Annotated in this window: 8 protein-coding genes and 1 riboswitch; of the genes, 5 read left to right on the forward strand and 3 right to left on the reverse strand. The window is 57.0% G+C overall.

The genetic code is table 11. The features are described 5' to 3' along the window. Positions 1-174: 174 nt before the first annotated feature. Entirely contained in the window at positions 175-1,638 is a 1,464-nt protein-coding gene (locus KHA84_RS13150; protein WP_213423977.1) for a CoA-acylating methylmalonate-semialdehyde dehydrogenase, read from the reverse strand. Between the two features lie 146 nt (positions 1,639-1,784). Between KHA84_RS13150 and KHA84_RS13155 the strand changes: the two genes are divergently transcribed. Together KHA84_RS13155 and gabP are read left to right on the forward strand one after the other, a co-directional pair. After that, positions 1,785-3,422, forward strand: a complete 1,638-nt coding sequence (locus tag KHA84_RS13155; RefSeq protein WP_213423978.1) for a PucR family transcriptional regulator — start codon at positions 1,785-1,787, stop codon at positions 3,420-3,422. Between the two features lie 198 nt (positions 3,423-3,620). Continuing rightward, positions 3,621-5,051 (forward strand): GABA permease, encoded by a 1,431-nt coding sequence (gene gabP / locus KHA84_RS13160; protein ID WP_419465605.1) that lies wholly within the window; start codon positions 3,621-3,623, stop codon positions 5,049-5,051. Positions 5,052-5,122: 71 nt separating this feature from the next. Here the strand turns inward: gabP and panF are convergent, their stop codons facing one another. Together panF and KHA84_RS13170 are read right to left on the reverse strand one after the other, a co-directional pair. Then, a complete protein-coding gene (gene panF / locus KHA84_RS13165; protein ID WP_213423979.1) occupies positions 5,123-6,595 on the reverse strand; it encodes a sodium/pantothenate symporter in 1,473 nt (490 codons plus the stop codon). Continuing rightward, complete coding sequence (locus KHA84_RS13170; protein ID WP_213423980.1) at positions 6,592-6,870, reverse strand: YhdT family protein; 279 nt, start codon at positions 6,868-6,870, stop codon at positions 6,592-6,594. The genes panF and KHA84_RS13170 overlap by 4 nt, the downstream gene beginning before the upstream one ends. Positions 6,871-7,126: 256 nt before the next feature. Here KHA84_RS13170 and KHA84_RS13175 point away from each other — a divergent pair, with 256 nt between their 5' ends. The 3 genes from KHA84_RS13175 to metH all read left to right on the forward strand — a co-directional run bounded on the left by KHA84_RS13175 (position 7,127) and on the right by metH (position 13,008). After that, entirely contained in the window at positions 7,127-7,351 is a 225-nt protein-coding gene (locus tag KHA84_RS13175; RefSeq protein ID WP_092094101.1) for a DUF2187 family protein, read from the forward strand. 194 nt (positions 7,352-7,545) lie between these two features. Further along, positions 7,546-7,653, forward strand: a riboswitch (SAM riboswitch). 86 nt (positions 7,654-7,739) lie between these two features. Then, entirely contained in the window at positions 7,740-9,593 is a 1,854-nt protein-coding gene (locus tag KHA84_RS13180; protein WP_213423981.1) for a bifunctional homocysteine S-methyltransferase/methylenetetrahydrofolate reductase, read from the forward strand. Beyond that, on the forward strand, positions 9,574-13,008 hold the full coding sequence (metH, locus tag KHA84_RS13185) for a methionine synthase (RefSeq protein ID WP_213423982.1): 3,435 nt from the start codon (positions 9,574-9,576) through the stop codon (positions 13,006-13,008). Before KHA84_RS13180 ends, metH begins: the two co-directional genes overlap by 20 nt. The last annotated feature ends 40 nt before the right edge of the window (positions 13,009-13,048 follow it).

The raw sequence follows: 13,048 nt of genomic DNA on the forward strand, positions 1-13,048 counted from the left end.
GCCGCATTCCGTCTTATGCCTGTCGGGTCTGAACAGGCCCGCTCCGCTTTTCTATTGTCCAGCTGCACGGGCCAAACCCTCGGGGTCATAAGCCGGCCTGCTTTGCGGGTCAGGACCCGCGCCGCATTCCGTCTTATGCCTGTCGGGTCTGAACAGGCCCGCTCCGCTTTTCTATCAGTGCCTTTGAGTCAGCATCTTCTTCCGTGTATAGAACTCGATGCCGTCTTTGCCGTTGGCGTGGAGGTCGCCGTAGAAGGACTTCTTGTAGCCCGAGAACGGGAAGAAGGCCATCGGTGCCGGTACGCCGAGGTTGACGCCGAGCATGCCGGCATCGATGTCGTCGCGGAATTCGCGGATTGCCGATGCGCTGTCGGTGTACAGGCATGCACCGTTTGCAAAGTCCGAGGCGTTCGCGAATTCAATCGCTTCCGAGAGGGTGTCAACACGGACGACCGACAGGACCGGTGCAAAGATCTCGTCTTTCCAGATCTTCATTTCCTGTGTGACTTCGTCAAAGATCGTCGGGCCGACAAAGTAGCCGCCTTCGGAGCTCGACTTGTCGTTGCGGCCGTCGCGAACGAGTTTCGCGCCTTCTTCAACGCCTGATTCGATGTAGCCGATTGTGCGGTCCTTATGGGCCGGGCGGATGACCGGGCCTAGGAATACATCGTCTTCAAGACCGTTGCCGATCGTGATGTCGTCTGCCGCTTTTTTCAGCCGGTCGACGAGTTCGTCCGCCACGTCACCAACCGCAACGACGACTGCGGCAGCCATGCAGCGCTCGCCCGCGGATCCGAACGCTGCGCCCGTGATGTTCTTGACCGCATTGTCGAGGTCCGCATCCGGCATGACGATCGAGTGGTTTTTCGCGCCTGCCAGCGCCTGGACGCGCTTACCATGTGCCGTGCCCGTCTTGTAGACATATTCCGCCACCGGCTGGGAGCCGACGAAAGAAATGGCCGGAACGTCTTTATGCTCGAGAAGGCCGTTGACGACGTCATGTGCGCCATGGACGATGTTGAATACCCCGTCAGGAAGGCCTGCTTCTTTAAGAAGGTCTGCCAGGCGATTTGCCAGGAGCGGCGTGCGCTCGGACGGCTTCAGGACAAACGTGTTTCCTGCGACGATGGCGAGCGGGAACATCCATGCAGGTACCATCATCGGGAAGTTGAACGGCGTGATGCCGCCGATGACGCCGATCGGATAGCGGTACATGCCGGACTCGATGTTTTTCGAGATGTCCGGAAGCTGCTGGCCCATCATGAGTGACGGCGCGCCTGCGGCGAACTCGACGCATTCGATGCCGCGGAGCACTTCGCCGTGCGCTTCAGTGAAGCTTTTGCCGTTCTCGATCGTGACGAGACGCGCAAGCTCATCCCAGTTTTCGACGAGCAGCTGCTGGAATTTGAACATGACCCGTGCACGCTGTGGTACCGGTGTCTTTTTCCAGGTTTTGAATGCCTCTTTCGCCACGGCAACTGCTTTGTCGAGATCTTCCTTAGTGGAAATCGGGACTTCGGCGATGATTTCACCTGTTGCCGGATTTGGGACTTCTTCATATTTTTTTGTGGTCGATTTGACCCATTGTCCACCGATATAGTTTGAAAGCGTTTGCGTTTTTACAGCTGCTGTTTCCATTGATAACTCCTCCTCATGGTTAAATGGTCATCTTGACGGTCTGACTTGTTCACTTCATAATCTACTGTACAAACTATCAGAATGTTTGTCATTTTACAATGTGTCAAATAGAGAGGCTTTGGGATTTAACGAAAGGGTGGCTGAATGTGAAGAACATCGAGCTGACTGTCCGGGACATACTGGAACGGGAGTCTTTCCGGAAAGCCCAACTGGCCGCAGGTGCCTCCGGCCTTTCCCGGAAGATCCGCTGGTCGCATATTCTTGAAGTCCGTGAATTTGAATCTCTGATCAACGGCGGTGAACTGATCCTGACGACAGGCATCAGTATGGCACTGGACCTGGAGACGCAGCTTTCCTATATCCGGAAGCTTAATGAACTGGGGGCATCCGCACTGTGCATCGAACTGTCTGATCCTTCGAGACAGATTGCCCCGGATGTGCTGGAGCTCGCGGACAAGCTTGGCTTTCCGATCATCGTATTCAAAGAAGTGATCCGGTTCGTCGACATTACGCATGACCTCCATACAGCGTTGATCAACCGGCATCATAAGATGATTTCAGAACTGGACCGGCTGTCCGGGCGATTCATCGAACTGTCCCTTACATCTAATGGCATCCTGAAGATTCTCCAGGAGCTCCATTCCTACTTCCGGCGCGAGGCCATCTTCATTACAGACCGGCCGGCCCCTTACTTTTATCCGTCGGAGGCCAAAGAAAGCGAAGCCCTGCTGCGGGCCCGCCTCGATGCTGATGGCGGATTGGAGGACACCGGGCGCTATGTGGAAATTGCGGCCAGGCGGTATGCGAGCGTACCGGTACGGGGACCAGGCCAGATATGGGGGCGGCTCTTCCTCGGCATGGACGAGCCGCTCCGGGAGGATTTCTATTTTCTGATCCTGGACCGTGCAAGTCTTGCTATTTCCCAGGTGCTCCTCCGCAACCGGACGGTCGAAGAACGCAAACAGAACCTGGAGGATAAAGTAGTCCGTAACCTCATTACCGATCGCCATGTGGACCCCGATACAATCCGCTCCGTCCTTCCCGCGCACAGCAGGAACATGTATTACCGGGCGTTCAGCATCCGCCTTGAGCCGAATGCGCCGTTCCCGTCACAGGACCTGCTTGAAGAAGAACTCGTCCACCGGGCACTGTTCATCAGGAGCCTGTTCCAGCGGCACGGGTTCTTCCCCGCTATTACATCAGGTGAAAATGAGATGACCGTCATCGCATTTTTCATCTCGGAAGAGCAGCAAAGCCGCAGCGACGACCGGTTCCGGCCGCTGATTCGTGACTTTCGGAACATGCCGCCGCAGTTTGAAAATAGCCGATTCGGCATCAGCAAGACTTATCAGGACCTCTCCGACATCCGGCGGGCTTACCGCGAAACCGAGGATGTCATCCAGCTTCAGAAGGAAGGCATCGCGGAGTCGGTGTTCTATGGAGGGCTCGGAATCCACCGCCTGCTGCTGCTATTGAAACGGAGCGGCGAGCTGGAGACGTATGTCGACGATTATCTTGGAACGCTGATTGAACATGACGCCCGCCATGAATGCCGCCTGTTCGAGACACTCGTCGTTTATCTGGAATGCGGCGGCGCCAAGAAAGAAGCGGCGGAACGCCTGTTCATCGTCCGCCAGACGCTTTATCACCGGCTCGGAAAACTTGAGGGCCTGCTCGGCCCCGATTTTATGGAGCCCGCCAACAGGCTCGCATTGGAAGTTGCTGTGCAGGCGTACCGGATGCTGGAACGGAACGAACCTGAAGAACAGTTGCCGGTACTTTGAGTGCCGAGTCAATTAATTTTGTCCGCCCTGGTTATCCGGGCGGGTTTTTACATTCCGTCACCCATTCCGAACGAGCATTTAACGTCTTGTCTATTCCTTTGGCCTTTTCGGTTCACTATGATAAGAGAAAGTCAGTATCTTCAAGCAATTCATGAAAGCGCTTCCTAAATTGCAGTCAGTGAGAAAGGGGATTTTTTAATGACCTTAGAAAATCAGACAGACCCCGGTTCCTCCGGGCAACCAGGCATGAAGTCAGACTTGAAAACACGCCACATCACGATGATCTCGATTGCAGGAGTGATCGGGGCGGGCCTCTTTATCGGGAGCGGCGCGGTCATCAACTCCGTCGGTCCGGGCGCCATTCTTTCCTATGCATTTGCCGGACTGATCGTCGTCCTGGTCATGAGGATGCTTGGCGAGATGGCCGCCGCGTACCCGACGAGCGGCTCGTTCTCGACCTACGCCAATGAGGCCATCGGGCAGTGGGCAGGATTCACGATCGGCTGGCTGTACTGGTTTTTCTGGGTCGTCGTCATCGCCATCGAGGCACTTGCCGGCGCGGCCATCATCCAGTATTGGATCCCGGACTTCCCGATCTGGCTCATGAGCCTCATCCTGACGGTGGCGCTGACTGCGACGAACCTGTTCTCCGTCAAGGCATTCGGTGAATTTGAATACTGGTTCTCCCTCATCAAAGTCGTTGCCATCACGATTTTCCTCGTACTGGGAGTTGCCGTCCTGTTCGGATGGTACCCGGGCATCGAGGCTCCGGGCACGGTCAACCTGATCGGTGAAGGCGGGTTTATGCCGTCCGGATTCGGCGCCATCATGCTCGGAATCACGGTCGTCATCTTCTCGTTCATGGGCACCGAAATCGTCGCCATCGCAGCCGGTGAATCAGAGAATCCTGTACGCTCCGTTCGAACCGCGACCAACAGCGTCGTCTGGCGAATCCTCATCTTCTATATCGGTTCGATTGCAGTCGTCGTGACGCTCCTGCCGTGGAACTCAGCAAACATCCTGGTCAGCCCGTTCGTTGCCGTACTAGACCATATCGGCATTCCGGCAGCCGCCCAGATCATGAACTTTGTCGTTCTGACTGCCGTGCTCAGCTGCCTTAACTCAGCACTCTACGCCAACTCCCGGATGCTGTTCGGAATGGCCAAAAAGGGAGATGCTCCAAAGTACTTCCTGAAGCTCAGCAAAAAAGGCGTCCCGGTGCGCGCGATCCTTTTCAGCACCGTATTCTCTTATGTCGCGTGCATCATGAACTTCATCTCGCCGGATAAGGTCTTCCTATTCCTGATCAACTCGTCCGGAGCGGTCGCCCTTCTTGTCTACCTGATCATCAGCGTCTCGCAGCTGCGAATGCGGAAGCGGCTCGAGCAGGAGCGCGGCCACCTGCCGGTCAAGATGTGGCTGTTCCCTTACCTGACATACGCGACAATCATCGCTGTCGCAGGCATCTACCTGGCGATGTTCTTTATCCCGTCCATGCAGATCCAGGTCATCCTGACCACCCTCGTCGCGCTGGGTGTCGTCGGCATCTACTTCGTGTTTTACCGGAAGAAGCAGGAAGCTGCAGGGCTTGGACAGGCTCCGGTTCATGTACAGCGCTCTCCTGAATAAAAAATGAGAAGCGCCCCTTCCGAAAATCGGAAGGGGCGCTTCCTATTGAATCGAAAATATCTCCGGTTCAGTCATGCCCCGCCTTTGCCCGCAAGGCTGAAGTCATACGCTTCCCGTTTCATCACCAGACTGAAGACAACGAAGGCGATAAGTGACAAGACCACCGGAAGAACGACCGGGTGCATGCCAAACAAATTCCCATTTATGGAACTCCACTGATAGATTGCGATATAGCTGACCATCCCGGTGGCCATCGAAGCGATGGCGCCGTATTTGTTGGCGTACTTCCAGTAGAGACCGAGGACGATCGGCCAGATAAATGCCGCTTCCAGACCGCCGAATGCAAACAGGTTCAGGAAAATCAGCAGATCCGGCGGGTCAAGCGCCAAGATAAAGACAATGACGCCGAGAAGCGCGGTGACACCGAAACTGATGCGCTTGACTGTTTTAATGCCGGCTTCCGGCCTGATGTAATTCAGATAAACATCTTTCACGACGGTCGATGAGACCAGGATCAACAAGGAGTCGACCGTCGACATGATCGCAGCCATCGGTGCTGCAAGCACGATGCCCGCCAGCCAGGCCGGCAGGACGTCCATTGCAATCAGCGGGATGACTTTGTCGCCGACGTCGATGCCCGGCAGGATTGGTCTTGCAAATACACCGATCAGGTGCATGTTGAGCATAATCACCCCTGTGACGACGGTACCGATGATCAACGCACGGTGCATAGAGCGGGAATTCTTGTAGGACATCGACCTGACGGCGATTTGCGGCAGGCCGACGACACCGACGCCGACCAGGATCCAGAACGAAGACACATAGGCCATTCCGAGATTGCCGTCCGCGCCGAACGGCGTGACCAAGTTCGGATTTTCCGACACCAGGTCTGCAATGATGTTCGGAATCCCCCCGCCTGCGATGATGACCCCGATCAGGAGGATAAGTGTGCCGAGGACCATGACTGCGCCTTGGACCGCATCCGTGACAGCAACGGCCCGAAACCCGCCGATCGTCACATAGACAAGGACCGAAACGGCGAAAATGAAGAGTGCCGTATTATAGCTGACTCCCGTGAGTGATTCGACAAGGCGGGCACCACCGATCCACTGGGCAGCCATTGCCGAAAACAAAAAGATGATGATGGCAGCGGCCGACAAGATGACGACGGGCGCGCTGTTGTATCGTGCCTTCAGGAAGTCGACAAGCGTCAGTGCGTCATAACGACGGGCGAGGATCGCGAACTTCTTACCGAGCACCATGAGGACAAAATATCCCGTGACGACCTGTGTCATCGCGAGCAGGACCCATCCGAAGCCCATCGTGTAGGCGGTACCCGGACCGCCGAGAAAGCTCGAGGCGCTGCCGTATGTCGCAACCATGGTCATCGCCAGGACGAACCCTCCGAGACCTCGTCCGCCGAGAAAGTAATCTTGGAGAAAATCGGCGTCGGCTACCTTTGCCCCCTTACGGCCCGACCAGATACCGATGAAAAAGATGATGACCAGGAAAATGAGGAGCGGAATAATCACTGCCCAATTCATTGCGCACCCTCCTCTTCCTCAAACGGAACTTCTGTAAAAAAGAAACGGACCACGATCACGACGAGTACCGCTACGACCACGAACCCGAGCACACAACTGTAGAAAAACCAGTCCGGAAGTCCCCAGATGTAGGTGTATTCCTCGACTGGCCTGGAACCAAGGCCATAGGCGAATCCAAACCACCAGATGAAGTTGAACAGCGCCAGTCCGACGCCGATCCATGCCTCTCGGTGGGCCACCCTGAAGCGGGGATCGCCAGTTTCCTTCTTAACCATCACGTTTTCCCCCTTGTCATGGCCTCATTCAAGGTCCATGCATTGTTGCCCCCATTGTACAATGCCTGGACTGCCAAGGAAACAGTTGTTTTCGTCAAATCAATGCTGATTCAAGCAAAAAAATACAAAGTATGATATAATCGTATATGGACAACCTGTCCGGAGGGCCGGCAATTTCGCCGCTCCCGTACTCATGCTTGGGATTTGACCCGGGCTTTTTCTTTTTTGCCAAGAAATTTCAAAGGGGTGGATAAGGATGGCTTTTCCTGCAAAGCAGAAAGATCAGTCGCCGTTTGTCGCAGCACGTAAAGTGGGCGAGGTGATTTCTTTCGTCCGTAACGATCATGAGGTGATCGGGAAGATTGATAAAATTCTCGAGAACTCGGTCATCGTGCAGATTACGAAAGATGACGCCGAAGCGATCGGCGTGCCTTCCGACCGCACCGTCGTGTCGCACAAGAACTATCACGTCTTTGAATAAGCTTACAGAAAAACAGCGCACGGCCCCTGCTTTGGGACCGCGCGCTGTTTTTGTTTTGGCCTGCCCGGCTGACTGCAGCGGTTCCGCCCTTCCCCTATCATCTTTTTGTCTATTGACTGAATTAACATTTGTCTGTATATTGTGTCAAAGAGCTATCCCCGGGGTTCCTGCCGCCCGGTTCAACCGAATACGTTTTCTTATCAAGAGAAGTGGAGGGGCTGGCCCGAAGAAGCTTCAGCAACCCGCCGGAATCCGGCAAGGTGCTAATTCCAGCGGACCGATTTGTGTCCGGAAGATAAGGAAGGACAAAAAGCGCATCAAGCCCTTCCTGTTTTTGCAGGAAGGCTTTTTTGTTTTTCCGGATTCCCGATGAAAGGAATGACCATTCATGAAACTGCTTGACCGATTAAAGTCCGACATCCTGGTGGCCGACGGCGCCATGGGCACGCTGCTGTATTCCTACGGCATCGATTATTGCTATGAGGAACTGAACGTGACGCGTCCGGACGCGGTCTCGAAAATTCACCGTGACTATGTGGAGGCCGGAGCGGATGTGATCCAGACCAATACTTACGGGGCCGGCCTGTTCAAGCTTGGACGCTATGGGCTCGAGGGCCAGATGGAGGCGATCAACCGGGCGGCGATCCGCCTGGCGAAGGATGCCGCTCCGGACGGACGATATGTCCTCGGCACGATCGGCGGGGTGCGGGGTGTTCAGAATAATGGGCCGGAACTCGGGGAGATTGTGGAATCCGCGGTTCGCCAGGCGGCGGTTCTTTTGGAGGGCGATCCGGACGGCCTGCTGCTGGAAACGTATTACGACCTTGACGAGCTGGCGGCCGTTGTCCGGCGGTTGCGCAAGCTGACGGAGCTGCCGATTGTCGCGCAAGTGTCCCTTCAAGAACCGGAAAATCTTCAAAACGGCACCAGCCTGAATGACGCGTTCCGGTTGTTGGAGTCGGAAGGAGCCGATGTCGTGGGCGTCAACTGCCGGCTTGGCCCGTTTCATACGATCCGGGCATTCGAGCAGGCGGAACTGCCGGAACGCGCCTTTTTGTCGGCCGCTCCGAATGCAAGCCTGCCCGCGCTCCGGGAAGGCCGGTTCGTGTATTCGTCAGGCGCCGACTACTTCGGGCGTTCTGCTGTCCGGCTGCGAAATGAAGGGGTGCGGCTGATCGGCGGGTGCTGCGGGACGACGCCCGACCATATCCGGGAAGCGAAAAAACACCTGGAGGGGCTGGCCCCCGTGATGGAAAAAGACGTGGTGCCCCGAATGCCGCAGGAAATCCGGGAAGCCGATCCCCTTTCCCGTGAGCCGATCCATGTGCAGGCCCAAAAAAGGCGGACGGTCATCGTCGAACTGGACACTCCCCGCCACCTTGAGACGGACGCTTACTTTCATGCCGCCCAGACGCTGTATGAAGCGGGAATCGACGCGGTCACGCTGGCGGACAACTCCCTCGCCTCCCCGCGCATCAGCAATGTGGCGATGGGCTCGCTGCTCAAACACCGCCATGGTGTCCATCCGCTGATCCACATTACGTGCCGGGACCGGAATCTGATCGGCCTGCAGTCGCATCTGATGGGTCTGGATGCGCTCGGCATCGGCGATATCCTCGCCATCACCGGAGACCCGGCGAAAGTCGGCGACTTCCCGGGCGCGTCGAATGTGTACGACGTCTCCAGCATGGAGCTGATCCGCCTGATCAAGGGGTTGAACGAAGGCATGTCCTTTTCCGGCAAATCGCTCCGGAAAAAGACGAACTTCTCTGTCGCGGCTGCGTTCAACCCGAACGTCAAGGTGCTGTCCAAAGCGGTCCGCAGGCTAGAGAAGAAGATCGAAGCGGGCTCGGATTATTTTATCACACAGCCGGTCTATTCCAAGGAAACGGTCATCGAGATCCACGAAGAAACCAAACACCTCGGCGTCCCGATTTTCATCGGCATCATGCCGCTCACGCATATCCGGAACGCCGAGTTCCTCCACAACGAAGTGCCGGGCATCCAGCTGTCCGATGAAGTGCTGGAACGCATGCGGGCATGCGGTGAAGACCGCGCGGCAGGAGCGGCGGAAGGCGTTCAGATCGCCAAGGAGCTGATCGATACTGTGGCGGAGCTGTTCAACGGCATTTACCTGATCACACCGTTTCTCCGCTACGAAATGACGCTCGACCTTTTCCGCCACATCCAGCAGATCGACCGACGAAAGGAGTCCCAATCCTATGCCGACATCACGAATTAACGAACAGCTGAACGAGCGCATCCTCCTTCTGGACGGGGCGATGGGAACAATGCTGCAGGCCGAGGACCTGTCCCCTGAAGATTTCGGCGGGGAAGCCTACGATGGCTGCAACGAAAACCTCAATCTCACCCGTCCCGACGTAATCCGGAACATCCACGCCGCCTACTTGGAAGCAGGCGCCGATATCATCTCCACCAACACGTTTGGCGGCACTCCGCTTGTCCTGGATGAATTCGATCTCGGCGACAGAGCAGAAGAAATCAACCGGCAAGCGGCCATTCTCGCCAGGGAACAGGCCGATGCCTACTCGACGCCGGAATGGCCGAGGTTTGTCGCGGGAGCAATAGGGCCGACGACCAAAACGCTGTCCGTCACGGGCGGCACCACTTTTGAGGACTTGTCGGAGCACTTCTATGTTCAGGCCAAGGCGCTGATCGAGGGCGGTGCGGATCTGCTGCTCATGGAAACGAGCCAGGACATGCTGAACGTCAAAGCCGGCACGATCGGCATCCGCCGCGCCTTCGTTGAAACAGGGACCGAGCTGCCGATCATGATCTCCGGGACGATCGAGCCGATGGGCACGACGCTTGCCGGCCAGTCGATCGAGGCGTTTTACCTGTCGATCGAGCATATCCGGCCGCTGTCGGTCGGGCTGAACTGCGCAACCGGCCCCGAGTTCATGACCGACCATCTGCGTTCTCTGTCCGAGCTGGCGAATTCCTACGTCACCTGTTACCCGAACGCCGGGCTTCCGGACCATGAAGGACGTTACCATGAATCTCCTGAGTCCCTGTCACTGAAGCTGAAAGGTTTCGCAGAAAAAGGCTGGCTCAACATGGTCGGCGGCTGCTGCGGCACGATACCGGACCATATCCGCGCCCTACGCACGGCGGTCGATGGGCTCGAGCCCCGGAAGCGGCCGGAAGAAGCCCATGGCCACGCCGTATCCGGCATCGAGCCGCTCCTGTACGACGACTCGATGCGCCCGCTCCTGATCGGCGAGCGGACGAACGTCATCGGCTCGCGCAAATTCAAGCGGCTGATCGTCGAGGAAAAGTACGAGGAAGCCGCGGAAATCGCACGCGCCCAGGTTAAAGGCGGTGCGCACGTAATTGATATCTGCCTCGCAAACCCGGACCGCAACGAGCTGGCCGACATGAAGGCGTTCATGCAGGAAGTCGTGAAAAAAGTGAAGGTCCCGCTCGTGATCGACTCGACTGACGAAAATGTCATTGAGGAAGCGCTCAAGCATACGCAGGGCAAGGCGATCATCAATTCCATCAACCTTGAAGACGGCGAGGAACGGTTCGACGCGGTCATGCCCCTCGTGAAAAAGTACGGAGCGGCCGTCGTCGTCGGGACAATCGACGAAACCGGGATGGCGCTCACACGCGAGCGCAAGCTGGAAGTGGCCAAGCGCTCGTATGACCTGCTCACGATAAAGTGGGGTCTCGCCCCCGAAGATATCATCTTCGACCCGCTCGTCTTCCCTGTCGGCACCGGCGATGCGCAATACATCGGATCCGCCACCGAAACCGTTGAAGGCATCCGGCTGATCAAACAGGAAATGCCGCGCACGCTTACGACGCTCGGCGTCTCAAACGTCTCGTTCGGCCTTCCCCCAGTAGGCAGGGAAGTGCTGAACGCCGTCTATCTGTACCACTGCACACAGGCGGGCCTCGATTATGCCATTGTCAACACGGAAAAGCTTGAGCGTTTTGCTTCGATTTCAAGAGAAGAAATCACCATGGCGGAAGATCTCCTGTTCCGGACGACCGACGAGACGCTCGCCGAATTCACCGACTTTTACCGTGACAAAAAGAAGGAGAAAACAGAAGACGACATCCCGAAAACCGTGCCTGAGCGGCTGGCTTATTATGTGGTCGAGGGCACGAAGGAAGGCCTCATCCCGGACCTTGAAGCGGCACTGCAGCTTTACGATACCCCGCTTGATGTGATCAACGGCCCGCTCATGGACGGCATGGCCGAGGTCGGCCGGCTGTTCAACGACAACCAGCTGATTGTCGCGGAAGTGCTCCAAAGCGCCGAGGTGATGAAGGCGTCGGTGTCGTTCCTCGAACAGTTCATGGAGAAAAAAGAGGATGATTCCGGCAAAGGGAAAATCGTGCTCGCCACCGTCAAGGGCGACGTGCACGATATCGGCAAGAACCTCGTCGACATCATCCTGAGCAACAACGGCTTTAAAGTGGTGGATATTGGCATCAAGGTGACGCCCGCGACACTGATCGATGTGATCCGCAAAGAAAAGCCGGACATCGTTGGCCTGTCCGGGCTGCTCGTCAAATCCGCCCAGCAAATGGTGCTGACCGCCCAAGACTTCAAGTCGGCGGGGATCAACCTGCCGATCATGGTCGGCGGGGCGGCACTTACCCGCCGCTTCACAGAAACAAAAATCATGCCGGAATACGACGGGCCCGTCCTGTATGCCAAAGACGCGATGCAGGGGCTGGACCTTGCCAACCGCCTGCAGGGAGGCAGCCGCGAGAAGCTGCTGGAGGAAATCGAACAGCAGCTCGACAAGCGCCGTGAAACCGAAGCCTACCGGGAATCGCGCGGAACCGCGGTGGCCGTTGCAACCCGGCCGGTCCGGACCGTCCGCAGTGATGTCAGTGTGATGGCGCCGAAAGACTTGCGGCGCCGGATTATCCGGGACTACTCCGTTTCGCACCTCTACCCGTATGTCAACATGCGGACACTGATCGGCCACCACCTCGGACTCCGGGGCAACGTCAACAAAATGCTCGAAGAAGGCGAGCCGAGGGCCCATGAGCTACTGGAACTGGTCACCAGTTTTCTCCAGTCAGGCAACCTGCGCGCCTCCGGTCTGTATCAGTTTTTCCCCGCTCAGGCGGACGGGGATGATGTCGTCGTCTACGACCCGGAAGGCAGCGGACGGGAAATCGAGCGCTTTTCGTTCCCCCGGCAGGAAAAGGAACCGTTCCTGTGCCTCGCCGATTACCTGAAACCCGTGGACAGCGGCGAAATGGACTATATCGCGCTGATGCAGGTGACAGCGGGACATGGCGTCCGCGATTTCGCCGAGAAGCTGAAAGCCGACGGCAAATTCTTGGAGAGCCATGCCTTCCAGGCCACCGCGCTTGAACTCGCGGAAGGCTTTGCCGAACGGATCCACCAGGAGATCCGCGACCAGTGGGGCTTCCCGGACGCGACCGACTTCACGATGCAGGACCGGTTTGCCGCCCGCTACCGGGGTCAGCGTTTTTCGTTCGGCTATCCCGCATGCCCGAACCTGGAGGACCAGGCGAAGCTGTTCGGCCTCCTGAAGCCCGAAGACATCGGTGTCCATCTGACCGAGGAATTCATGATGGAACCGGAAGCCTCGGTCTCGGCAATCGTGTTTGCCCACCCGGACGCACGGTACTTTAACGTGTGAGTGAATGCCAAGCGGCGAATCGTCATTCTCAAACAGGGAA

This window comes from Bhargavaea massiliensis (genome assembly GCF_018390575.1).
Taxonomy (GTDB): Bacteria; Bacillota; Bacilli; order Bacillales_A; family Planococcaceae; genus Bhargavaea; species Bhargavaea massiliensis.